General features: G+C 40.7%; 23 protein-coding genes, 1 tRNA gene, 1 pseudogene and 1 riboswitch. Of the genes and pseudogenes, 2 read left to right on the forward strand and 23 right to left on the reverse strand.

What is annotated here, in order from left to right:
* Positions 1–43 precede the first annotated feature (43 nt).
* The 5 genes from LG336_RS21235 to LG336_RS21255 all read right to left on the reverse strand — a co-directional run bounded on the left by LG336_RS21235 (position 44) and on the right by LG336_RS21255 (position 3360).
* A tRNA-Arg gene (locus LG336_RS21235) sits at positions 44–120 on the reverse strand.
* A 157-nt stretch (positions 121–277) separates the two neighbouring features.
* Positions 278–796: a metallophosphoesterase family protein gene (locus tag LG336_RS21240; protein WP_404329462.1), complete on the reverse strand. Its 519-nt coding sequence runs from the start codon at positions 794–796 to the stop codon at positions 278–280.
* Positions 793–1398 (reverse strand): XTP/dITP diphosphatase, encoded by a 606-nt coding sequence (locus tag LG336_RS21245; protein ID WP_404329463.1) that lies wholly within the window; start codon positions 1396–1398, stop codon positions 793–795. The genes LG336_RS21240 and LG336_RS21245 overlap by 4 nt, the downstream gene beginning before the upstream one ends.
* 11 nt (positions 1399–1409) lie before the next feature.
* Positions 1410–2165: a ribonuclease PH gene (gene rph / locus LG336_RS21250; RefSeq protein WP_404329464.1), complete on the reverse strand. Its 756-nt coding sequence runs from the start codon at positions 2163–2165 to the stop codon at positions 1410–1412.
* Positions 2166–2280: 115 nt separating this feature from the next.
* Positions 2281–3360: a GerMN domain-containing protein gene (locus LG336_RS21255; protein ID WP_404329465.1), complete on the reverse strand. Its 1080-nt coding sequence runs from the start codon at positions 3358–3360 to the stop codon at positions 2281–2283.
* A 236-nt stretch (positions 3361–3596) separates the two neighbouring features.
* Here LG336_RS21255 and LG336_RS21260 point away from each other — a divergent pair, with 236 nt between their 5' ends.
* On the forward strand, positions 3597–4511 hold the full coding sequence (locus LG336_RS21260; RefSeq protein WP_404329466.1) for a nuclease-related domain-containing protein: 915 nt from the start codon (positions 3597–3599) through the stop codon (positions 4509–4511).
* 620 nt (positions 4512–5131) lie between these two features.
* On the opposite strand, the gene racE is transcribed toward LG336_RS21260, so the two are convergent.
* From racE to LG336_RS21300, 8 genes and pseudogenes are all read right to left on the reverse strand, one after another.
* Positions 5132–5926 carry a glutamate racemase gene (racE, locus tag LG336_RS21265; RefSeq protein ID WP_404329467.1) on the reverse strand — a complete coding sequence of 265 codons (795 nt, stop codon included), beginning with the start codon at positions 5924–5926 and terminating at the stop codon, positions 5132–5134.
* A gap of 10 nt (positions 5927–5936) precedes the next feature.
* Positions 5937–6395 carry a MarR family winged helix-turn-helix transcriptional regulator gene (locus LG336_RS21270; protein WP_404329468.1) on the reverse strand — a complete coding sequence of 153 codons (459 nt, stop codon included), beginning with the start codon at positions 6393–6395 and terminating at the stop codon, positions 5937–5939.
* Between the two features lie 154 nt (positions 6396–6549).
* Positions 6550–6774, reverse strand: a complete 225-nt coding sequence (gene gerE / locus LG336_RS21275) for a spore germination transcription factor GerE (protein WP_404329469.1) — start codon at positions 6772–6774, stop codon at positions 6550–6552.
* A gap of 139 nt (positions 6775–6913) precedes the next feature.
* Positions 6914–7380, reverse strand: a pseudogene (locus LG336_RS21280) (acyl-CoA thioesterase).
* 61 nt (positions 7381–7441) lie between these two features.
* Positions 7442–7975 (reverse strand): class D sortase, encoded by a 534-nt coding sequence (locus tag LG336_RS21285; protein ID WP_404333250.1) that lies wholly within the window; start codon positions 7973–7975, stop codon positions 7442–7444.
* 200 nt (positions 7976–8175) lie between these two features.
* Positions 8176–8937: a succinate dehydrogenase iron-sulfur subunit gene (gene sdhB / locus LG336_RS21290; RefSeq protein ID WP_404329470.1), complete on the reverse strand. Its 762-nt coding sequence runs from the start codon at positions 8935–8937 to the stop codon at positions 8176–8178.
* An 18-nt stretch (positions 8938–8955) separates the two neighbouring features.
* Positions 8956–10707: a succinate dehydrogenase flavoprotein subunit gene (gene sdhA / locus LG336_RS21295; protein ID WP_404329471.1), complete on the reverse strand. Its 1752-nt coding sequence runs from the start codon at positions 10705–10707 to the stop codon at positions 8956–8958.
* 62 nt (positions 10708–10769) lie between these two features.
* On the reverse strand, positions 10770–11378 hold the full coding sequence (locus tag LG336_RS21300) for a succinate dehydrogenase cytochrome b558 subunit (RefSeq protein WP_404329472.1): 609 nt from the start codon (positions 11376–11378) through the stop codon (positions 10770–10772).
* Between the two features lie 449 nt (positions 11379–11827).
* Here LG336_RS21300 and LG336_RS21305 point away from each other — a divergent pair, with 449 nt between their 5' ends.
* Positions 11828–12277: a YslB family protein gene (locus LG336_RS21305; RefSeq protein WP_404329473.1), complete on the forward strand. Its 450-nt coding sequence runs from the start codon at positions 11828–11830 to the stop codon at positions 12275–12277.
* Positions 12278–12353: 76 nt separating this feature from the next.
* On the opposite strand, the gene LG336_RS21310 is transcribed toward LG336_RS21305, so the two are convergent.
* From LG336_RS21310 to LG336_RS21355, 10 genes are all read right to left on the reverse strand, one after another.
* Positions 12354–13583, reverse strand: coding sequence for an aspartate kinase (locus LG336_RS21310; protein WP_404329474.1), 1230 nt, complete (start codon positions 13581–13583; stop codon positions 12354–12356).
* Positions 13584–13712: 129 nt separating this feature from the next.
* Positions 13713–13891, reverse strand: a riboswitch (Lysine riboswitch).
* Positions 13892–13958: 67 nt separating this feature from the next.
* Positions 13959–15731, reverse strand: a complete 1773-nt coding sequence (gene uvrC / locus LG336_RS21315; protein WP_404329475.1) for an excinuclease ABC subunit UvrC — start codon at positions 15729–15731, stop codon at positions 13959–13961.
* 680 nt (positions 15732–16411) lie between these two features.
* On the reverse strand, positions 16412–16726 hold the full coding sequence (trxA, locus tag LG336_RS21320) for a thioredoxin (RefSeq protein WP_404329476.1): 315 nt from the start codon (positions 16724–16726) through the stop codon (positions 16412–16414).
* A 186-nt stretch (positions 16727–16912) separates the two neighbouring features.
* On the reverse strand, positions 16913–17890 hold the full coding sequence (locus LG336_RS21325) for an electron transfer flavoprotein subunit alpha/FixB family protein (RefSeq protein ID WP_404329477.1): 978 nt from the start codon (positions 17888–17890) through the stop codon (positions 16913–16915).
* A gap of 112 nt (positions 17891–18002) precedes the next feature.
* Positions 18003–18776, reverse strand: a complete 774-nt coding sequence (locus tag LG336_RS21330; RefSeq protein WP_404329478.1) for an electron transfer flavoprotein subunit beta/FixA family protein — start codon at positions 18774–18776, stop codon at positions 18003–18005.
* Between the two features lie 89 nt (positions 18777–18865).
* The gene (locus tag LG336_RS21335) at positions 18866–19636 is read right to left on the reverse strand and encodes an enoyl-CoA hydratase (protein ID WP_404329479.1); all 771 of its coding nucleotides are present in this window, start codon (positions 19634–19636) and stop codon (positions 18866–18868) included.
* Positions 19637–19693: 57 nt separating this feature from the next.
* Positions 19694–20290 (reverse strand): TetR/AcrR family transcriptional regulator, encoded by a 597-nt coding sequence (locus LG336_RS21340; RefSeq protein WP_404329480.1) that lies wholly within the window; start codon positions 20288–20290, stop codon positions 19694–19696.
* Positions 20291–20489: 199 nt separating this feature from the next.
* Positions 20490–22190 (reverse strand): long-chain-fatty-acid--CoA ligase, encoded by a 1701-nt coding sequence (locus tag LG336_RS21345; protein ID WP_404329481.1) that lies wholly within the window; start codon positions 22188–22190, stop codon positions 20490–20492.
* 287 nt (positions 22191–22477) lie between these two features.
* A complete protein-coding gene (locus tag LG336_RS21350) occupies positions 22478–22882 on the reverse strand; it encodes a DUF350 domain-containing protein (RefSeq protein ID WP_404329482.1) in 405 nt (134 codons plus the stop codon).
* 15 nt (positions 22883–22897) lie between these two features.
* Entirely contained in the window at positions 22898–25249 is a 2352-nt protein-coding gene (locus tag LG336_RS21355) for an endonuclease MutS2 (RefSeq protein WP_404329483.1), read from the reverse strand.
* Positions 25250–25253 lie beyond the last annotated feature (4 nt).

The raw sequence follows: 25253 nt of genomic DNA on the forward strand, positions 1-25253 counted from the left end.
AAAAAAACTCACCTTGGTGAAGGTGAGTTAATATGTAGGATAATGGCGTCCCAGGAGAGATTCGAACTCCCGACCGACGGCTTAGAAGGCCGTTGCTCTATCCTGCTGAGCTACTGGGACATTTATTAATTATTCAGGTGTCTTTCAAAGGGTTTTGTTTTTCGAAGACAAGATTTATTATATTAGGCTAACGATTAAAAGTCAACAGCTATTTTAGATTTTTTTTACTAGAGGAAGAAAATTTAATCTTCCTCCAGTTATTATATACTGACTGGCTCTATTTTGAAACAGAAAACTCCTGTGTTAAAGAGCCCATTTCTCCAAGGTCAAAATCATAAACACGAAGGTCGGCTTTCCCATCTTTTAGCTCAAGAATAACGTAAGTTCTTTCGTGACGCCCCCTCGGCAGTCTAATGCTGCCGGGATTAATAAAAAGTACATCTTGAATTTTCTCAGCCCCTAGGAGATGGGAGTGCCCAAAGCAAACAATATTAGCACCCGCCTCCTCAGCTCGGTACGAAAGGCTTAGCAAACTTGATTTAACAGAATACAAATGGCCATGAACGACTAATATTTTATAGCCATCCACTTCAACCAACGCTTCCTCCGGAAAATCACCGTAAAAGTCACAATTCCCCTTCACGCTCGTAAATCCGCTAATCGATTCATTGTCCTCAGAAAGCTCGGAATCTCCACAATGAATCATTTGATCGACTTCACTAGCATGCTTGGCTTTAATAGCATCAAGTAACTCCGTTGAACCATGGCTATCGCTCACAATTAAAATCTTGCTCATGACTCTGCCCCGTTGTTTGGCGTAAAATTCTCTTCCAGCTTTTTAATCGCCATGGCACGATGACTAATTTTATTTTTCTCTTCAGGATTTAACTCCGCCATCGCCTTTTGTTTTGCCTCAACAAAAAAGATGGGATCATAGCCAAAACCATTTGTCCCTCTACGTTCGGTTAAAATAAGTCCCTCACATGCACCTGCAAAGGTTACAGTTTTTTTACCAGGCTGCGAAACGGCCAACACACAGCGAAATCTTCCGGTTCGTTCGTTATTGGGAATACCTTTTAATTCTGTTAGTACTTTATCGATATTATCTTCATCGTTTTTTTGCTGTCCAGCATACCGTGCAGAATACACCCCTGGGCGCCCATCGAGGGCATCGATTTCTAGCCCAGAGTCATCTGCGATTACCATTTTGCCTAAAAGATTTGCAATTGTTTCAGACTTAATTTTCGCATTCTCTTCAAATGTCGTTCCTGTTTCTTCCACATCTTCTATTTCTGGAAAATCAAGGAGTGTTTTTACTTGAATTCCCTTTGCTTGGAAAATTCGCTCAAACTCCTTCGCTTTCCCGCTGTTTTTGGTTGCAATAATGACTTCTTCCATGGTTTATTCTCCTATCTTTTTTTCGCATTGGTGATGAGCCCTGAAAGCTCTTCTCCAAGTGCCTGCTTTTGATAGTCAAACAACTCTACTAAACCTTCCTGCGCGCCTTTTAAAAGCTCTTGCAGTTGATTGTAGGAAAACGTAGCTTCCTCCCCTGTTCCCTGGAGCTCAACGAACTCGCCGTTGCCAGTCATCACCACATTCATATCGACTTGCGCTGCAGAATCTTCCACATAATTGAGATCGACGACCACTTTTCCATCCTTTAAAATTCCCACACTTGTCGCTGCTAAAAAGTCGGTTATAGGGAGAGTTTTGATTTTTTTATTTTTATAAAGCTTATTAAAAGCGTGCGCCATCGCCACAAATGCACCTGTAATGGATGCTGTGCGCGTTCCACCATCTGCTTGAATGACATCGCAATCAATCCAAACCGTACGTTCACCCATTGCCTCTAGGTTTACCACTGCTCGTAAAGCTCGTCCAATTAAGCGTTGAATTTCCATCGTTCTTCCGGTTACTTTTCCTTTTGAAGATTCACGGATATTCCGTGTTTCAGTAGCCCTCGGAAGCATGGAATACTCTGCAGTAATCCAGCCTTTCCCTTGTCCGCGCATAAAAGGAGGCACTTTGTCCTCAATGCTAGCGGAGCAAATAACCTTTGTATCTCCCACTGTAATTAGTACTGAACCCTCTGGGTGCTTTAAATAATCAACTTCAATATGTACAGGCCTTAATTGCTGCGGTTCACGTCCATCATAACGCATAGCCCTATTCCTCCTTCAATCGTTAACTTCATCGTGTCGTTTAAAAACAATAAAGAAGAGGCAGCATATTGCCTGCCTCTTTACCATTCAGTATTAGTATAACAAATTTCTCCAATTAAAAACTACCAGTGTTGACTTTTTGCGGACGAGTAACTGGTTCAGTTAAGTCTCCGCCATCTTCCGTTTTAAGTCCCGCTTCCCCATTCACTGTAACAGCTACGCTTTCAATTTCTTTTTGCTCAGTAAGAGAAAGGACCAATGTGTTTAAAACATGCTCGGATACCATTTTCTCTTCGAAGCTTCCATAAATGGATTCATTAAAATCAAGCGTGACCTTTCCATCCTCAATTTTAGGATCTTCTAGTAGCTTTACACCTGTCTGGAACTGAGAAAGCAATCCTGTGCCATGTCCAGGTCCTGCTGCGAGTTCCTTAATGGTTGCTTCAATCACATTTGCACCATCATTACTTACCCGCTTTGTTACCGGCACGTAGTAGTAGTTTTCAGCTTCTCCACCAATGTAATAAACGGTAATTGGCGATGTATTCATGATATCAACGGCTCCAGCCGTATTCAGATTGATTCCATCTGCTCGAGTTAGCTCATCGCTAATCGGTGTACCCCCAACAGGCATGCTGTCTAGTTCTTTTCCATTTAATTGGATTTTCACCTTATTAATCGCATCAAACTGCGTTAAGGTCCATGTAACGGATTCAAGAATTCGTTGCTCATCTTCCTCGTTATAAGTCGCGAACTCATTGGAGAAATCGACTGTTGCTGTACCGTCTTTAATGTTGACGGTCATTTCCGTATCTGCTGGCAATACGGCTCTAAAATCATTTGGAAGCATTTGACTGATTGGACCATTTACCACAAGGTACTCTAGCGCTTGCTTAGCGACCCCTTCCGTTTTCGGAAGATCCATTGTCTGCGATACTACGTATCCATTTTTATCAATGAGATAGAGTTCGGTTGGCACCGTTGTTTCAACAGCTTCCTCCGTTCCCTCTGTTTCTGTGTCTGCCCCCACTGATTCTTCAACCATTTCCATTTCACTTTCCTCTAGGTAGGAGGCACTCTGCGGCGGGTCAATTTGCTTTTTCTCTTCTCCCCCAAACAAACCACAGCCCGAAAGTAATACCGCGGTCGCCAATGCCGATGCCGTCACCAAAGTTGTTTTTCTATTTTTAGACATATAATCCCCTCCATAAGACAGTTTGTACTATCATTTATACGAGCCTATTTTAAAATTAGACCGAGCTTGTAAAATTTTTTTAATGAATTGGACAACTTCTCACTAAAGCATTGACAAATTCATAAAAAGTTTGCTTGTATGTTGGGAAAATCTGAAATTATATTAAAAGTCATAAAAAGTTTGCTTGTATGCGAGATAAATCTGGAATTATATTGAAGGGAGAAAGGAGTGATAGCTTGATATTGAAACCTAGGCAAGTGTCAGATGAATTAAAGCTTATGCGAATACTAAATGCTAGGATGGAGTTAACGGAAAAGGACAAACAAAATTATCTAAACCTTGAGAAAGGATTTGAGGGAGAGCTGAAGTTTGATGCATTAATGGAAAACCTTCAGCAAGAAAGATTGATATTAAATGACTTGTTGCTTGAGAAAAACACCACAAAATTTCAAATAGACTCTTTCCATATTGCGGAAAAAACGGTTTTTCATTTTGAAGTGAAATACTTTGAGGGAGATTATTATATTGAGAATGATCGATTTTTCACCTATTCCGGGAAGGAAATCCTCAATCCACTGCATCAACTAAGGCGAAGCGAAACCCTCCTAAGGCAGTTACTTCAACAATTTGGATATTCCATTCCGCTTGAATCATACCTGGTTTTTGTTAACCCCTCGTTCACTTTATATCAGGCCCCAAAAGATCCATCTATTATTTTTCCAACTCAATTAGAACGATTTTTACTGAAGATAAATCGAGTGCCATCTTCGAATCTTACTACAAGGCATAGTAGGCTGGCTGAGCAGCTATTAGGGGTTCATCAGATTGATGATCTTTATAAGCGGTTGCCGGGGTATAGCTTTGAGGGGATGCGGAAGGGGATGTGTTGTGCAAATTGCGGTTCATTCGATTTATCAGTAGGAAAACAAATCATTGTTTGTAAGGTTTGCGGCAAGAAAGAAGCAGTAGAACAAGCTGTAATTAGGGCTATTATGGAGTACAAATTATTGTTCCCTAACAGTAAGTTAACCACGGTCGTGGTGTACAATTGGTGTAATATTATTTCTCTTAAGACAATAAGAAGAGTTCTCGGTAACAACTTTAAACAAACTGGTAAAAGCAGAGGGATATTTTACAATAATCTTAAATAACCAGAAGAATAGAATTTATAGTTATTTTGTTAGTAAATATTGGCTTGTGAGACCCGCTCTGTTTCCATACTTGAGCTTCCATCTCTGACTATGGGCATTGAGTGACTCGTTCTGTTCCCATACTTTGCTTCCGTCTTTGACTATGAGCACTGGGGGACTCTTTCTGTACCCATACTTGGCTTCCGTCTTTGACTATGGGCACTGGGGGACTCGTTCTCTTCCCATACTTGGCTTCCGTCTTTGACTATGGGCACTGAGGGACTCGTTCTCTTCCCATACTTGGCTTCCGTCTTTGACTATGGGCACTGGGGGACTCGTTCTGTTCCCATACTTGGCTTCCGTCTTTGACTATGGGCACTGAGGGACTCGTTCTGTTCCCATACTTGGCTTCCGTCTTTGACTATGGGCACTGAGGAACTCGTTCTCTTCCCATACTTGGCTTCCGTCTTTGACTATGGGCACTGAGAGGCCCGCTCAGTTCCCGTACTTAGCTGCTACCTCTGAACTAAATCATAGAAAATAGCAATAGGTTCTACACCTATTGCTTTTTTGTCGTTATCACTATAAGTATACTGTCTACATCTATTCACAATAGACATCCAAGACCATACAACTAGTATTTATAACTTCACCATCTCAATATTCGTAATTGGCCTTTCGAGCCATTGGGAAGCAATTTCGGAAAAGATTTTTTTGGAACCGGTTGTATAGAATTCGTGGTTGGGTTCTTCTCCAGTCGTATTCAAAATGCCGTTATGATGGAGGATTGTACTTACTTCCCGCGCAGTTTCTTCACCGGAACTAATAACATTAACACTATCCCCCATGAACCGTTTAATGAGCGGTTCTAGCAAAGGGTAATGGGTGCATCCTAGAATAAGTGTGTCTAGCTCCTGATTTTTAAGGGGCGCCAGTGTTTCTGCAACGACTCTTTCAGCAACTAGACCATCATACTCGCCGCTTTCAACAAGTGGCACAAATTTGGGGCAGGCCAAACTAACGACATTTGTTTTACGATAAATCGATTTTAGTGCCTGCTCATAGGCTCCACTTTTAACCGTTCCCTCGGTTCCAATAATGCCTATTTGGTAATTAACAGTATTCTTAATTGCCGTACGAGCTCCGGGATGAATAACGCCCAAGACAGGTATCCTTAGCTCTGAGCGGATTTCCTCTAAGGCAACGGCTGTAGCGGTGTTGCAGGCAATTACTAGCATTTTAATTTGCTTTTCCATTAAAAACTGAGTAATTTCCCAGGTGAATCTAAGAACTTCTTCTGGAGTTCTAGGGCCATACGGACAGCGGGCGGTATCCCCTAGATAGACAATTTGTTCATGCGGCAATTGTCGCATGACTTCCTTTGCCACCGTTAAGCCGCCTACTCCTGAATCGATGATTCCAATCGGTCTGTTCAACTATCTCGCCTCATTCTTTGCGCATTTCATGATGTAATTTCGCTAAATTTTCTTTTAGTATGACGATTTCTTCATCCGAGAAATTCACTAAAACGTCCTGTAAGTACAGTTGACGTTTTTTAATGACCTCATCGATAATCCGTTTTCCCTCATCAAGAAGGTGGATTTGCACCACGCGGCGGTCGTTTGGATTTTTCACCCTGACGACCAGCTCATTTTTTTCCATTCGGTCAACAAGATCCGTTGTGGTACTAAATGCCAAATACATTTTATTGGACAGTTCGCCAATCGTCATATCGCCCTCTTCGAACAGCCACTGCAAGGCAATGAACTGCGGCGGGGTAATGGTGTAATTGCTTAAAATCTCGCGGCCTTTTTGTTTAATAATACCTGAAATATACCGTAAGTCTTTCTCAATATCGGCAACCTGTTCTAAATTACTATTATTACGAGCATCCTCGAGTTCCATTCGGCTACACTCCTAAACTCTATCAGTGCTCTTATTTTCTATGATTTTCAGGATAATTTCAAGAAAGAAATGCAGCCAGTCATTTTAGGACAGGCTGCATTTCTTTCTTGATAAAATTGATAACCGGCCTTCCTAAGTGGTTGGCCGGTCTAAATCAAAGTTCTAGCTCCCCCATCCGAAGGAGCTCTACAACAGCTTGGGAACGCCCCTTTACGCCTAGCTTTTGCATAGCGTTAGAAATATGATTTCGAACCGTTTTTTCGCTAATAAACAATTCGCCAGCTATTTCCTTTGTTGTTTTATCTTGTACTAACAGTTCGAATACTTCTCTTTCTCGTTTGGTGAGTAATGGCTTGTGAATAAATTCATTCTCCTTCAAGTATAGTAACCCTCCTTGCCTTCGCCAGCTGTGAACTGCGGGGTGGGTATATTTTTAGTCACCATATCTTATGTAAAGGCAGGAGACAGAGTGACTACAATTCCTGAAAGGAGTGACATTTTCGTGAAATATGGGCATTTTATTTGTGAACAACCTCTCTATCTACTTGAAAAAGATTTTTCGTTTCACCTGTCCACGGAACACTTTTGCCCGTTTTTTTCGAGATTTGCACAATTGTGCTCCTTCCAGTAAGACAGATTTCTCCTTTTCCATTTTTCACCATGTAGTGAAGATCCACTGAGGAGTTCCCAACATCATCTGCTTTCACAAAAACCTTTAATTCCTCGTCAAAGAATACCTGCTTAAGAAAATCACATTGCAAGTCAGCTACCACCGGAATATTTTCACTGTCAGCATGTAGCCAGCTCTGCATTAGACCTTTACTTTTAAGATAATCAATCCTTGCCTGTTCAAAATAGATAAACGGCACTGTATTGTTCAAATGACCAAACATATCGGTTTCTGAAAAACGAACCTTTAGCGGATAAAAAAAAGTAAATTCTTCTTCCCATCTCACTATATGTTAATGTACTCTAACTTCCCCATCTTCGTTCCTCCATTTTATTTTTCTATCAAAAAAACCAGGCAATTATGATCTCGACCTGGCTCAAGAATCCACTCTTTTGGCGTAAATGATATATCGGTCTGGTGCATCCCCAATATAACTGAAAGGATAGCAGGTTGTTAAAATCAATTCCTCTTCATCATTTTGCAAAGTTATGATACTTGTATCATCTGCGTCTACGATTTTTGTATGGGTAATTTCATACTTGTAGCTTCCATATGACATTTGGACTTCCAAGATATCAGCTAATTTTAACTCTCCTAGTTTTCGAAATACGGTATCACGATGTCCAGACAAAACGATTTGTCCGTTTTCATCTGGATAATAGGAATCCTTATAGTGGCCGACCCCTTTTTCTAAGTCGTCTGGATCGGTGCCTTCAACAATCGCCAACTCGGCATTAATTTTTGGGATATGTAGCAATCCGGTTGTTTCTCCCTCATCAGGTAACAACCGCCCTTCTGGTTTCGTTGGCAAGTATGCTTTGTCCTCGCTTTGAGGTTGAACGATGGCCTTTGCTTCCTTTAGAGACTGAATGGTTTGAACCTTACTATTGATAAATTGTGATAAACCCATCCCAATAAAAACAACGCCAATCGCAATAATGAAAAATGGGAGTATATTTTTCTTCAAAAGATCAACTCCGTTAGATTCTACTTCTACTCTATTATACCAAGGTATGCATCCACAAAAAAACTTCTTATCCGACTTTGATAGTAGAAGTTTTTTCAAAAAAAGACTCCTTTCGCAGTTGGAAAGAAGCCTTCTTTGTGTTCCTATATTTGATCGCTTCCGAAGAAGTTTTTAAAAGCTTGAATGCTTGTATCGCGGTTTAACGCAGCAATAGACGTTGTTAACGGGATACCTTTCGGACATGATTGGACACAGTTTTGTGAGTTACCACAGTTGGTAAGTCCTCCATCTCCCATAATCGCTTCAAGACGTTCTGCTTTGTTCATTTCACCCGTTGGATGGGCGTTGAATAAACGTACTTGTGAAAGTGGTGCAGGGCCAATGAAGTCAGATTTGCTGTTTACATTCGGACATGCTTCTAGACAAACCCCACAAGTCATACATTTGGATAGCTCATATGCCCATTGACGCTTTCTCTCAGGCATACGTGGTCCTGGTCCTAAATCGTATGTTCCATCGATTGGAATCCATGCTTTTACGCGCTTGAGAGAGTCGAACATTCTACTTCTATCCACTTGAAGGTCGCGGATAATTGGAAACGTGCTCATAGGTGCTAGTCTAATAGGTTGCTCTAGTTGATCAACCAAGGATGAACAAGACTGGCGTGGCTTTCCATTTATGTTCATTGAACAAGCTCCACAAACTTCTTCAAGACAGTTCATATCCCATGAAATCGGCGTTGTTTTTTCCCCTTTAGCATTAACGGGATTTCTACGAATCTCCATTAAAGCTGAAATCACGTTCATACCAGGACGATAGTCTAAGACGAACTCTTCCTCATAAGAGGCTGAATCTGGTGTATCCTGACGGGTGATGATAAAACGTACTGTTTTATTTTCAGCCATGCCTTCTTACTCCCCTTTCTAATGTTTCTTTGTATAGTCACGCTTACGCGGTTTGATTAGTGAAACATCAATCTCTTCATAATGGAAAGCTGGTGCTGAGTTTGCATCAACAAACTTTGCCATTGTTGTTTTCAAGAAGTCCTCATCATTACGTTCTGGGAATTCAGGTTTATAGTGAGCTCCACGGCTCTCGTTACGGTTATAAGCACCAATGGTAATAACACGAGCAAGCTGAAGCATGTTTTGAAGCTGTCGAGTGAACGTAGCTCCTTGGTTGCTCCATTTAGCTGTGTCATTGATATTGATGTTTTTGTAACGCTCCATCAATTCAACAATTTTTTCATCCGTTTTCAAAAGACGATCATTGTAACGTACAACGGTTACGTTGTCTGTCATCCATTCGCCAAGCTCTTTATGAAGGATGTACGCATTTTCCGTACCATTCAAGGACATGATGTTATTCCATTTTTCTTCTTCCTGCTTAACATAACCTTCGAATACGGAGGAAGAAATGGCATCAGAACTCTTTTCAAGTCCATTGATGTATTTAACCGCATTTGGACCAGCTACCATACCGCCATAAATTGCGGATAGCAGGGAGTTTGCACCGAGACGGTTTGCACCGTGCTGAGAGTAATCACACTCACCAGCTGCAAATAATCCAGGAATATTGGTCATCTGATCATAATCAACCCATAATCCGCCCATTGAGTAATGAACAGCTGGGAAGATTTTCATTGGAACTTTACGTGGGTCATCCCCAACGAATTTTTCGTAGATTTCAATAATACCGCCAAGCTTAATATCAAGTTCTTTAGGATCTTTATGTGAAAGATCGAGGAATACCATGTTTTCCCCATTGATTCCAAGTTTCTGATTTACACACACATCGAATATTTCACGTGTTGCAATATCACGAGGTACTAGGTTTCCATAAGCCGGATATTTTTCTTCAAGGAAATACCAAGGCTTACCATCTTTATACGTCCAAACTCGTCCACCTTCACCACGAGCCGATTCACTCATCAAGCGTAGTTTATCGTCTCCAGGGATAGCGGTAGGGTGAATCTGAATCATTTCTCCGTTCGCATAGTAAGCACCTTGCTGATACACGATAGATGCAGCAGACCCAGTGTTGATAACGGAGTTAGTAGATTTACCGAAAATAATACCAGGACCACCTGATGCCATGATAACGGCATCTGCAGGGAATGATTTTATTTCCATTGTTTTTAAGTCTTGAGCAACGATTCCACGACAAACACCGTCGTCATCGATAACTGTACCTAAAAACTCCCAGCCTTCATATTTAGTGACAAGTCCGGCCACTTCATGGCGACGAACCTGCTCGTCCAATGCATAAAGCAACTGCTGTCCAGTTGTGGCACCAGCGAATGCAGTACGGTGATGCTGTGTACCACCAAAGCGACGGAAATCAAGCAGTCCCTCTGGCGTACGGTTAAACATAACACCCATACGGTCTAGCAAGTGGATGATTCCAGGTGCGGCTTCACACATTGCTTTAACCGGTGGCTGGTTGGCTAAGAAGTCTCCGCCATAAACGGTGTCATCAAAGTGAATCCAAGGCGAGTCACCCTCACCTTTTGTATTAACTGCTCCATTCATACCACCCTGGGCACAAACTGAATGGGAACGTTTAACTGGAACTAGAGAAAATAGTTCGACCGATTTCCCTGCTTCCGCAATTTTAATCGCTGACATCAAGCCTGCTAGGCCTCCGCCAACTACAATAATATTTCCTTTACCCATCGTGACTCACTCCTTAATCCTAAGTCAACTTCTAGTAGTTCTGTAATTTGATAGATTCGTAATTAGATAAATGCAACGAGCGCACGAATTGCGATAGTTGAAACAATAACAAACACACCAATTGAAAAGTATGTTGCAATAACTTGAGATCTTGGAGAAACAGTGATTCCCCAGCTAACAAGGAAGGACCAAAGTCCATTTGCAAAGTGAAAAATTGCACTAAGTACTCCGACCACATAGAAAGCAAACATAAATGGAGAAGCCAAAATGTTCGCCATCATGTCAAAGTTCACTTCAGCTCCAAATGCTTTTGCAATACGAGTTTCCCACATATGCCAAGCAATGAATATTAAAGTGATAACCCCTGTCCATCTCTGTAACTTAAACATCCAGTTACGGAAATATCCGAATCTACTAGTATTGTTTTTCGCAGTAAAAGCGATGTAAATACCGTAAATCGCATGAAATAAAAGTGGTAAGTAAATAATAAATACCTCTAAAAAAATAAGGAATGGAAGACTCTCAACAAAATGTGCTGCATTGTTAAATGCCTCCGGTCCCTTTGTGGCGAAATGGTTAATCACAAGGTGCTGAATCATAAATAATCCAATCGGAATAACCCCTAGCAATGAATGCAATCTCCGCCAAACAAACTCTCGATTTTGTGCCATTATGTATACCCCCCTTTGATAATTAAAAATGATGTCTAGGTTGAACACGCTATTAAGGGTTTCGAACCTTTACATCGTTGTAAAAATAGTAAACATTTCTTACAATATTGTGACAAGTCCATTTTACTCTGATAAAGTTGGACCGTCAAGAAAACGGATACAGAAAAAATACTTATATGGAAAAAATTTTGAATTAATTTAAGTGTCAATATAATGGATACAAAACAAGCGTCTATTTCCATTTTCTTATATACCAGGATAATATTTACTCAAAAGGAACAAACTTAATCTATTTTTAATAGTTAGCGAACGCATACATAAACAACCGAAAAGGCAATAATAATCAAGCTAGATAATCGGATAAATTACACTAAAAACATTCCCAAATCCATAGTTCATTTACTTAAAAAAATGTATATAATAGAGTCATAGAAAGAGGGGGAAAGCATTTGAGTGAATTACCGGTTTCTGATAAGTATAGTCCTAGTCAACAGCCTTCTGTTTCCCTTTTTGGGTATGAATTAATTAGAGATGATCTGATTTCAGAGTTACTCGGAAAAGATGAACCAGAGATCCTCTACTGGGCTGGAAAAAAACTTGCTCGTAAATACCCTTTATATAGCATTGAAGAAATCATTGCCTTTTTTCATGAAGCTGATTGGGGTATTTTATCGGTTAAAGAAGAGAAACGCAAAGAATTATGCCTTTCTCTAACAGGAGAGTTGGTGTCCAATCGCTTAAAAAAAGATAAGAACTCTACTTTCCAGCTTGAGGCTGGCTTTTTAGCACAACAAATTGAGTGGCAAAAAAAGGTGGTTGCTGAAGCATTTGAACATCCAAATAAACGTTCAAACATCACCCAATTCACCATTAAATGGGATAGTCATGACCCGGTTTAGAATCGGTCAAGGCCACTCTAGACAAAAAGCTTTCAAGGTCTAATCCATTGAAAGCTTTTTGTCTTTTATTTAACTATTATGCTTGCACAGGTACGTTTGAAAGCTCAAAGGCATCATGCAGAGCTTCTACGGCCTTAACCATCAATTGCTCTGTCACAACCGTTGACACCTTTATTTCGGAGGTACTAACCATCTTTACCTGTACTCCCTCAGCGGCAAGCACTTCAAACATCTTTGCAGCAACACCAGGATTTGAAATCATCCCAGCACCCACTATTGATACCTTTGACAAACCAGTTTCTGATTCAACTGCCTCATAATTCAATACTTCTTTGTTTTTTTCCAGTACCTCTAATGTTTCCTTCAAGTCACTGCTTTTTATTGAAAACGAAATATTTGCCTTATCTGTTCCAGTACCGCTTTGAATAATGATATCAACGTTAATGTGATTTTTAGCTAGTGTTGTAAAAATAGTTGGTAAGCTTGTAATTGAATTATCGAGACCAATAATCGACACTCTTGTTATTTGATCTTCAAACGCGATCCCGCGTACAACTAAATTTTGTTCCATTGCAATCTCCTCCTCGATAACCGTTCCACGTTCCTTTTCCATGCTTGAGCGAACTTCTAGTGTGACGCCAAAGTTTTTAGCAAATTCTACGGCACGAGGATGAAGCACTCCTGCTCCTAGATTCGCTAGTTCCAACATTTCATCATAAGAAACTCCTAGCAGTTTCCTTGCGCCTTTTACATAGCGTGGATCTGTCGTATAGACTCCGGTTACATCTGTATAAATATCACATTTGTCAGCATTAAGTGTCGCTGCAAGGGCTACAGCTGTGGTATCTGAACCTCCACGACCTAATGTCGTAATCTCACCGCTATCGGTAACTCCTTGGAAGCCTGCAACAACTACCACTCTACCTGCTGCTAAATCTTCTTTAATTTTATTTGGGTCAATATCCAAAATCCTCGCATTCCCATGCACAGATTCGGTTAAAATCCCAGCCTGCCAGCCAGTGTAGGAAACTGCATCTAGTCCTTTTTCCTTAAGAGCTAGCGCTAAAAGCGAAATCGTCACTTGTTCCCCTGTCGTAAGGAGCATATCCATTTCCCGTTTGCTTGGGGAAGATGATAGTTCATTTGCCATCTCCACTAGCTTATCAGTCGTTTTCCCCATGGCAGAGACCACTACAACCACGTCGTTACCATTCTGTTTTTCTTCAGCAACACGCCCAGCAACATTTTGAATCTTTTCAACGTCTCCTACCGAAGTCCCACCAAATTTTTGCACAATCAGTCCCATTCTAATCCCCTCTTCCTGTTGTTGATGGCTGCTCATGCGTCTTTATGTACATCGGCTTTTTTCCAGAAAACAGAAAAAAGCAATGAGAATATCTCATTGCTGTGGTTACGTAATCTATATACGCTTACACAGTGAGATAGCCCTCCAAGACACAGTCATCTTGACAATTCAGCATTTATTCAATGCAGAACCAGCAAGGAAAGCTATGAGCCTCTCCCCACTTCGGCGAACATCCCTTTCAAAGCCCTTCAAAGAATCTCATTATTCTCCAGACTTTTACTCTTGAGGCCCGCACCTCTATCTTCACTTTAACGCTCTAAAGTGATTTGTATGAATTTTCATCATTATAGCACAAGAAATTTCAAACTGACAACACTATTCCGCTAGTTTTTTTTGTAGTTCCTCGGCAACTTTAGCTGGTAACCCTGCTGCCTTTAGCTCTTCCAAGCTTGCTTCGCGCATCTTTTTGACTGAACCAAAATGTTTAAGCAGCATTTTTTTTCGCTTTTCGCCAATCCCATCAATGTCATCGAGCAAAGATTGAAAAGCATTTTTTCCTCTAAGCTGTCGGTGAAACGTAATCGCAAAGCGGTGGACTTCATCCTGAATTCGTTGTAGCAAATAAAATTCCTGACTGTTGCGCGGAAGATTGATGATTTCAAGCGGATTTCCATAAAGGAGCTGGGATGTCCTGTGTTTCTCATCTTTTGCTAGACCTGCAATTGGAACGTCTAGCCCTAGTTCATTTTCTAGTACATCTCTTGCCGCTTCGATATGGCCCTTCCCACCATCAATGATAATCAAATCTGCGAGCGGAAGCCCCTCTTTCAATACCCTTGAGTATCTTCTTCTAACCACTTCGCGCATGGATTCGTAATCATCCGGACCTGTCACTGATTTTATTTTGTATTTTCGATATTCTCTTTTTTCAGGCTTCCCATCGATAAAGACAATCATGGCCGAAACAGGGTCCGTTCCTTGAATATTCGAGTTATCATAAGCCTCAATTCGGTGGGGGGTAAAAATGCCCATTTGTTTACCTAGGCTCTCCACTGCTTTTATTGTTCTCTCTTCATCTCGCTCAATAAGCGAGAACTTTTCCTTTAAGGCAATTTTGGCATTTTTATAAGCAAGCTTAACAAGCTCTTTTTTCTGTCCCCGTTGTGGGATTAACACCCTTACTGATAATAATTGCTCCACCATTTCTGCGTCCACTGTGTCTGGGACAAGAATCTCCTTCGGTTTAAAATGCTCAGCAATGGAATAAAATTGCCCAAGAAAAGTCAATATTTCCTCTTCCGGTTCGTTGTGAATCGGAAACATCGAAACTTCACGCTCAATTAATTTGCCCTGACGGATAAAGAACACTTGGACACACATCCAGCCTTTGTCGACCGCATAGCCAAATACATCGCGATCAGTAAAATCATTCATGGTGATTTTCTGTTTTTCCATCGTTGCTTCTATATGAGCAATTTTATCTCGGAACTCTTTAGCCCGTTCAAAATCCAACTCTTCTGCAGCGGTTGTCATTTTCTCAGCTAGGTCCTTCTTAATTTCTTTATAGCCACCATTTAAAAATCGCGTGATTTCATCGGTCATCGTTTTATATTCTTGTTCCCCGACCTCATTCACACATGGAGCGAGGCACTGTCCTAAATGATAATAAAGACAAACTCTGTCAGGAAGAGTAGCACATTTGCGGAGGGGATAAATTCGGTCGAGGAGTTTCTTCGTTTCATTGGCAGCTTGCACATTGGGATAAGGCCCAAAATATTTGCCACCATCTTTTTTCACTTTTCGCGTAATGATGAGACGTGGATGCTGTTCAGCAGTCAGTTTTATAAACGGATAGCTTTTATCATCCTTTAACATGACATTGTATTTAGGGTTGTGTTTTTTTATTAAGTTGATTTCTAACAGCAAGGCTTCCATGTTTGAGGACGTAACAATATACTCGAAATCCTCGATTTCATTGACGAGCCTAAGAGTCTTTCCGTCATGTGATCCGGTAAAATATGAGCGCACTCGGTTTTTTAAAATTTTTGCCTTGCCAACATAAATAATCGTTCCTTGCCTGTCCTTCATTAAATAACATCCGGGTTGCCCAGGCAGGAGCGACAGTTTATTCTTGATTGTTTGATTCATGCTGTGCACCCCCCATTTAAAAACATTCGACTAATCATTCTGTTTGTCCGATACTTCTATTTTACCATTTCGGCTTTCATTTCAACCTTTTGGGTAATTAGTGGCATTTCTATTTTACCGCTCCTGCCTTTTTCAACCTCGTTCGGGTAATTAGAGCCGCTCTATTTTACCGTTCTAGACTCTTTCTACCCCGTTCGGGCAATTAGAACCGCTCTATTTTACCGTTCTTACCCTTTTCAACCTCGTTCGGGCAATTAGAGCAGCTCTATTTTACCGTTCTTACCCTTTTCAACCTCGTTCGGGCAATTAGAGCAGCTCTATTTTACCGTTCCTACCCTTTTCAACTTCGTTCGGGCAATTAGAGCAGCTCTATTTTACCGTTCCTACCCTTTTCAACTTCGTTCGGGCAATTAGAACCGCTCTATTTTACCGTTCCTACCCTTTTCAACCTCGTTCGGGTAATTAGAACCGCTCTATTTTACCGTTCTAGACTCTTTCTACCTCGTTCGGGCAATTAGAACCGCTCTATTTTACCGTTCCACCTTTTTTCAACCCCGTTCGGGCAATTAGGAGTTTCTCCGATTTTAATCAGACATTTAGAAATTGCAGGCAGAAACCCTGACTTCATAAAAAACACCGGCGGGATTCCTCCCACCGGCCAGATTAAGCTTAAGTTTATGTTAAACGTGTTTATTAAGAAGTTCAGCTAACGCTTCTTTTGGCTGATAGCCAACCGCTTTATCAACTACTTCTCCATCTTTTAAAACTAGCAGTGTTGGAATGCTCATGATTCCAAACTTTCCTGCTGTTTCTTGGTTTTCGTCAACGTCAACCTTGACGATTTTCACTTTGTCACCCATATCTGCATCTAATTCCTCAAGAACAGGGGCGATCATTTTACATGGTCCGCACCATGTTGCCCAAAAGTCAACTAAGACTGTACCTGATTCTGTTTCATTCGTGAAACTTTGGTCAGTTGCATGCGTAATAGCCATATTAAATTCCTCCTAAATAACGATACTATCGTCAGTATATCACCGTTTACAAAGTGATGCTATTTTTTTGTTTCGCTTCTATTTTACCCGCTTTGAAATTTATGTATCCCCTAAAAAAAGCAAAGGAGTGGGCCATTTTAATATGCCCACCCTTGTTTTTACCCCTTAGTATGTTGACCGCTTTAATTAGGAATGTACCTTTAATTTTTTGAATTCTTCCGTAAGCATCGGAACAACTTCAAATAAATCGCCTACGATTCCGTAATCCGCTACTTTAAAGATATTTGCCTCAGGGTCTTTGTTAATGGCAACAATAACTTTTGAGTTTGACATACCGGCAAGGTGCTGGATTGCTCCTGAGATTCCACATGCAATATAAAGGTCAGGAGTTACCACTTTACCTGTTTGACCAATCTGAAGGGAATAATCGCAATATTCCGCGTCACAAGCACCACGGGATGCACCAACAGCTCCACCAAGCACGGTAGCAAGTTCTTTCAGTGGCTCAAAGCCTTCTTCACTTTTCACACCACGTCCACCAGCGATAACGACTTTCGCTTCAGAAAGATCCACACCTTCAGTTGCTTTACGCACAACTTCTTTAATCACTGTACGAAGATCTTTAATGTCAACAGCTAGAGTTGATACATCACCGGAACGGCTTTCATCTTTCTCTAGTGGTGCGATATTGTTCGGACGAACTGTAGCGAAAACTAGTCCATCAGTCACAATTTTCTTCTCAAAAGCTTTACCGGAGTAAATTGGACGAGTAAAAACAAGATTTCCTCCTGCTTCTTCAACTGCAGTTGCGTCAGAAATTAGCCCAGAGTCTAATTTGCTCGCAATTTTTGGTGCAAGGTCTTTTCCAAGTGCAGTATGACCAAGAATTAGCCCTTCTGGATTTTCTTCGCCAATGACCGCCATTAACGCTTGAGAATATCCATCTGTTGTATATTGAGCTAATTTGTCACTTTCAACAGCAACAACTCTGTCCGCTCCATATTGTACTAGCTCAGCTCCAAGCGAGCTTACATTTTCACCAAGTAATACTCCAACTACTTCTCCGCCTTCTGCTACTGTTTTAGCTGCAGATACCGCTTCAAAAGATACATTTCGCAGTGAACCATCGCGAACCTCACCTAATACCAATACTTTTCTACCCATTTGAATTACCTCCTGCGTATATTCTCGTTCATCCGAAATTTAGAATCAGAAAGTTAGTTTTTCAAGTATGATGATGCCTAGCTCTGGCACCCAGTCCCTAAAGTCGTCTTGATTAGACAACTTTGGCTTCGGAGTGAAGCAATTGGACTAGTTCTTTTACCTGATCCGCTAATTCACCTTCAAGTACTCTTCCTGCTTCTTTCTGAGGCGGAAGGTAAATCTCAATTGTCTTTGTTTTTGCCTCGACATCATCTTCATCAAGGTCTAAATCATCTAACTCAAGCTCTTCAAGCGGCTTTTTCTTTGCCTTCATAATTCCTGGAAGAGATGGATAACGTGGCTCATTTAGGCCTTGTTGAGCAGTAACTAAAAGTGGAAGGCTAGTTTCGATAACTTCAGAATCTCCTTCAACATCTCTCGTTACAGTTGCAGTTGTTCCATCGATTTCTAGTTTCGTAATCGTGGTAACATAAGGAATATCTAGGGCGTCTGCTACGCGTGGACCAACTTGTCCGGAACCGCCATCAATCGCAACATTACCAGCAAGAATCAAGTCTACTTCTTTATCTTTTAGGTATTCAGCAATAATTTTTGCAGTTGTATATTGATCGCCTTCTTCAACATCGTCCTCAGTATTAATTAAAACAGCTTTATCTGCTCCCATAGCAAGTGCAGTACGAAGTTGTTTTTCTCCTTCTTCAGTGCCAACTGTAATGACGGTTACTTCTCCACCGTTCGCATCGCGAACCTGGATTGCTTCCTCAATCGCATATTCATCATAAGGGTTGATGATAAACTCAGCGCCCTCTTCATTAATCTTTCCGCCGGAAATGCTAATCTTTTCCTCAGTGTCAAAGGTTCTTTTCATCAAAACGTAGATGTTCATTATTTCCCCTCCTAAGAATTCTAACTTTCATTTAGTTCCAAAGATTGAAAAAAATCAGGTTAAAAAAATATATTGAAAAAATAAGCCGTTTATCTTCCTTTAAATTCAGGCTTACGTTTCTCCAGAAATGCGGTAATACCTTCTTTGGCGTCTTCAGAAACAAACACTTCTCCAAATAGTTGTGCTTCTTTCTTAACACCCTCATAAAATTGACCAGTTTTTGCATAGTTTAATAGATTAAGAGTTGCCTTAACAGAAATTGGGCTCTTTTGAGCCATTTTCTTCGCCAATATGTAGGCGTTTTCAAGAAGGTCTTCATCAGAGTATGCATGATTTGCAAGACCATATTGAACAGCTTCAAGTCCTGTGATTGGTTCACTAGTAATCATCATCTCAGCAGCTCGAGCGGTCCCTACATATCGAGGGAGTCTTTGCGTGCCGGCAAACCCTGGAATCAACCCTAGTTGAAGTTCAGGAAGTCCTAATTTTGCATTTTCCGTGACAAGACGGATATGGCAGGCCATTGCAAGCTCAAGCCCACCGCCTAATGCAGCCCCATGGATTGCAGCGATGATTGGCTTTGGAAATGTCTCCATTCTCTCGAAAACGTTTTGACCATTTTCAGAAAGATTTTCAAATCCATCCCCTTGAATGGTCGTAAATTCTTTAATATCCGCACCTGCAGAGAAGAATTTCCCTTCTCCATGAATCAGGACAACCCTTACTTCATCATTGTCTTCAACCTGATCCAACACAGCCGCAAGATCCTTAATTAAACCAGAAGAAAGTGCATTGGCAGGAGGTCGGGTGATCGTGATTGTTGCTACCCTTTCCTCAATTGCCCATTTTAGATTTTCCACATGTTCCCCTCCTTTTCCCCTGCTTTTATTACCTTTGGCAGAAGAATACATTATGTGTTATTCAACTGCTGTTTGGTAGCCACATCCGTTTACAAGCATTTGATGTAACGGCCCTGCTAAGGATAGGAGATCATATTTCGTATCGCTCATTACCCAAGTTGTTACCGTTTCATCTATTGTTCCGAAGATCATCTGTCTTGCAAGTCGTACATCAAGATTACTGCGAAACTCGTTTCGCTCGATGCCCTCGACGACAATCTTATCAATCAGCTTAAGATATCCTTTAAGAACTTCATTAATCTTAAGTCGCAAGTCCTTGTTAGATTGTCTTAATTCAAGCTGAGTTACGATGGCAAGATGACTATCCTCGGCCACCCATTCAAGATGTGATTCTACCAACATTAACAACTTCTCCACTGCGGTTGTTTTTCCTGCTATTTTACCTTCAATTAATTCAATAAAGTTACCCATTTTTTCCTGGAAGAGAGAGATTAAGATATCTTCTTTATTCCTAAAATATAAGTAAATGGTGCCATCAGCTACCCCAGCTTGTTTCGCAATCTTTGAAACTTGTGCTTGGTGATAGCCTTTTTCAGCAATAACAACTACGGCTGCATCAATGATTTGCATATACTTTGGTCTATTCTTTTTCATCTTCTCACCCCTCTCTAACCAGGAAAAATTTACGTTTATTGAGGATTATTTGTCCTCATCGTTATTAGACTTCGTTAATGAATGAATCGTCATTCATATTTTTATAATATTATTAACGTTCATATCTGTCAAGAAAATATAGCCTTCTTTTCAAAGGCTAATCCAAATTTTCTATAGAAAAAGCCAAATTGGCTTTTCATTATGCCTGCTTTTTATCATCCATATTTTGTTTTGCTTTTTCCTCTTCCACTAATGATCTACGCAGAATTTTTCCAACTGCTGTTTTTGGAAGCTCTTTACGGAATTCATAATACCTTGGAACTTTATAGGCTGCAAGGTGTTTACGTGCAAATTCATTTAATTCTTCCTCTGTTACATTATGCCCCTCTTTTAAAACAATATAGGCTTTAACTGTTTCTCCACGATAAGCATCAGGAATACCTGCAACAGCCGCTTCCATTACTGCTGGATGTTCATATAAAATTTCTTCTACTTCACGTGGATAGATATTGAATCCACCTGCAATAATCATATCTTTTTTACGATCAACAATATAAAAATATCCTTCCTCATCCATATAACCTACGTCACCCGTAAGGAGCCAGCCATCCTTTAGGACCTCTTCGGTTTCTTCAGGTCGGTTCCAATACCCTCTCATCACTTGAGGGCCGCACACTGCTAATTCGCCAATTTCTCCTTGCGGAAGTGCTTCTCCTGTTTCTAAAGACAAAATTTTAGCATCTGTGGATGGGTACGGCACCCCTATGCTCCCTGCTACAGGTTTTTTATCCCAAAGGAAGTTAGAGTGGGTAACTGGTGAAGCTTCCGTTAAACCATATCCTTCGACTAGACTTCCGCCGGTCAATTCCTCAAATTTTTGCTGTACTTCAACCGGAAGTGGAGCAGATCCACTAATACAGGCATTTATTGACGATAGGTCATATTTCATTAAATCCGGATGGTTTAATAGACCGATATACATGGTTGGTGCACCTGGAAATAGCGTCGGGCGTTGTTTTTCAATTGTTTTTAAAATGGTATCTACATCGAATTTAGGGATCAGCACCATCTTTTGCGCCTGCAAGACTGATAGTATCATTACTGTTGTCATACCGTACACATGAAAGAACGGAAGTACTCCTAGGACAATCTCTTGACCAGGTTTAGATTTATAAAGCCATGCGACACACATCGCCGCATTGGACACAAGGTTTTTATGTGTAATCATTACCCCTTTTGGAAAACCGGTCGTACCTCCAGTATATTGCAATAAAGCTAGGTCCTCATTAAAGTCGAACTCATGCACAGTCAACCTTTTTTGAGGTTGCTTTAAAATCTCAGTAAGCAAATGATTGCTTCCTTCATGCTTTACATTTACAACAATTCCATTCTGCTTTTTTTGGATAAAAGGATAAATTAAATTTTTTGGGAAAGGTAGGAAGTCTTTAATAGCGGTTACAATTATGTGTTCTAAGTTTGTTTTTCCTTTAATTTTAGAGACACGTGGATATAGCAGATCAAAAGCAATAATGGCTTTTGCACCTGAATCTTTCATTTGATATTCTAATTCACGCTCCGTATAAAGAGGGTTCGTTTGCACGACAATCCCACCCGCGATTAAAACTCCAAAATAACTAATGACGCCTGCAGGCATATTCGGAAGCATAATCGCCACCCGGTCACCTTTTTCTATCCCAAGCGATTGCAGGTAGGCTGCTACTTTGTTGGCAGATTCATAGAGCTGTCGATAGCTCATTTCTTTTCCCATAAAATGTATCGCTGTTTTATCAGGAAAATCTCTTGCTGTTCTGATTAGGTATTCCTGTACAGGAATTCCTTCAATTTCAAGAGTAGCAGGAATCTCAGGTGGGTATTGCGCTAACCACGGTTTCTCTGACATAATAAATCCCCCTTTTCAATATTATTCAGAATATTTATATGTTTCTTTTTCATTATAATATGCAGGGTATTTATTGACAATTAGAATAATTGGAACTTTCGCGTTATGCTTGGATATTAAAAGAGGCAACCTATCTGGCCGCCTCTTTTTTGAAAGATATTAATATAGTTTTTAAGTGACATTTCGAATTAAGCAATAAACAAAATATAAATTAACCCCAATAACACAAACAATCCTGATAGCACCATTAGAACTTTTGCTAATTTTTCCAAAACATTCTCCCCTTATTACATGCCTGCTCCAATCACATAGCTTAAACCAACTGAAATAATTAATGAGATTAGACCAACTGCTCGGTTGTCTTCTTTGATTTCTTCATCAATATTAAATTTCGGGGTCAAAAATTCAAATATAAAATAACCAATCAACAGGAGAATAAACCCAAATACTCCCCAGCTAATCATATTGATTAAGGAATCATGCTGGGCAATTGAGTGGCGGAAAATATTTGCTACCCCAAATATTTTCCCACCTGTCGCCATTGCCACGGACAGATTTCCATTTTTAATTTCTTCCCAGTTGCGATACTTCGTCACAATTTCAAATATAGCCAGAAAGACAATGGTGCAAAGTATGACCACACTGTAATAACCAGCTGTCATGACATAATCATTTTCCCAAAATTGATCCATTGAACTCCCCACCTATCATTTAAATTCGACGATGGTGACCCCAGTACCACCTTCACCCGCTTCCCCAAAGCGAGCCTTTTTTACAGAACGGTGGTTTTTTAAATACTCCTGGACGCCACGCATCAAAGCACCGGTCCCTTTTCCATGGATAATCGATACTCTAGGATATCCAGCAAGTAGGGCATCGTCGATATACTTTTCCACTCTCATTAATGCTGCTTCATAACGCTCACCACGTAAATCTAACTCAAGTCCAACATGAGAGTCTCTTCCTTTTACCATTGCAACCTGTCTTACTTCTTTTGGTTTAGGAGTTTCGATATATTCCAAATCGCTCTCTTTTACCTTCATTTTCAAGATACCAATTTGCACTTGCCATTCTTGGTCTGAACTCTTTTTAATTAAATGCCCTTTTTGGCCAAAGGTTGTTACCTTTACTTCATCTCCAGGTTGGAAATCATGTTTTGGTGCCTTTGCCTTACTAGCTTTCTTAATCGTTTTTTCAGGAGCTGCTTCGGCAAGCCGCCTTCTTGCATCAATGAGTTCGTGCTCTTTAACTTCAGCACTCTTTTCAAGCCTCAGTTTTCTTAAGTCCCGAATCACATCTTCGGCTTCTTCTCTCGCCTGTTCAACGATTACAGCTGCTTTTTCCTTCGCTTTTTCAACTAGTTCATCTTTGCGTTCATAATAAGCAACCATTTGTTTTTGTAAATCTTTATGCAGCAATTCTGCCGCCTTCAGGAGCTCATGTGCTTCTTCCGCTTCTCTTTCAGCGAGGCGTTTACTTGTTTCAAGCGAAGCAATCATCGTTTCGACTTGATTACTATCTGCACTTATATATCCTTTTGCTTTTTCAATTACGGAATCATTTAAACCTAAGCGCTTGGAAATTTCAAAGGCGTTACTTCTCCCAGGAACACCAATTAACAATTTATATGTCGGGCTAAGCGTTTCAACATCGAACTCAACGCTTGCATTGATCACACCTTCACGGTTATACCCATAAGCCTTCAATTCTGGGTAATGTGTTGTTGCAATAACCCTGGCACCACGTTGGTACACCTCATCCAGAATGGAGATTGCAAGTGCAGCACCTTCCTGCGGATCAGTTCCTGCCCCTAGTTCGTCAAATAACACTAAGCTGTTAAAATCAACTCGTTTTAAAATGTCAACAATATTGACCATATGCGAAGAGAAGGTACTTAAACTTTGCTCAATCGATTGTTCGTCGCCAATATCAGCATAAACAGCATCAAAAACGGCAATCTCTGAACCATCTAGTGCTGGAATTTGCAATCCTGCCTGGGCCATAAGCGTACACAAACCCAGCGTTTTAAGAGTGACTGTTTTCCCACCAGTATTGGGACCCGTTATGACAATCGTTGTATAGTCCTCCCCAAGAGTAATGGTATTCGGCACGATTTCATCCCTGGGAATCAACGGGTGGCGAGCCTGAAACAGTTTAATAATCCCTTTGTCATTTACACTTGGTTTCGTTCCCTTGATTTTATGGCTATAGCGCGCTTTAGCAAACATAAAATCGAGGTCAGCAAGTATTTTCACAATACTGAGGAGGTCATAATGATACTCCCCTACTAGGAGCGAAAGCTCAATCAGAATTCGTTCAATCTCTTGATGCTCTTTTATCCGAATTTCTTGTAACTCATTGTTCAGTTGGACAACTGTTTGCGGTTCGATGAATAATGTCTGTCCTGATGAACTTTGGTCATGAACAATCCCACCATAATGGCCACGATATTCTTGTTTCACCGGAATAACGTAACGATCATTACGGATGGTAATAATCGCATCAGAGAGCATTTTCTGCGCGTTCGAGGAACGAATCATGCTTTCGAGCCGTTCGCGCACTCTAGCTTCTCGGGTCCGAAGTTGTTGACGGAGTGTACGAAGCGCATCACTTGCACTATCTAGGACCTCTCCACTTTCGTCAATCGCTAGCTTAATTTTATCTTCAACCTCTGCTAGGACGGTGATTTCTTCAGCAAACCCTGTTAAAATTGGCAAGTCTGTTTCTTCGGCCATATCATTGATGAATCGTTTCATTTGTCTGCTTGCGTGCACGGTACTGGCCGTTTGGACGAGCTCATGTGGACTTAACATTCCACCAATAACAGCCCTTTTCACATGGGGACGGATATCGTAAATCCCACCAAGCGGCACATTTCCTTTTAATCGGAGGACCTTTGCACTTTCGTCTGTTTCTTCCTGTAATCTTAAAACTTCTTCATAGTCAGTTGATGGGACCAGATTTCTCGCCTTTTCTTGTCCCAATGGGGACGAGACATGGTCAAGCATCTGCTCTCGAATTTTATCAAATTCAAGTGTTTTTAACACTCTTTGCTGCAATGGT

The sequence above is a fragment of the Mesobacillus maritimus genome (assembly GCF_044803185.1).
Lineage (GTDB): Bacteria > Bacillota > Bacilli > Bacillales > Cytobacillaceae > Mesobacillus_B > Mesobacillus_B maritimus_B.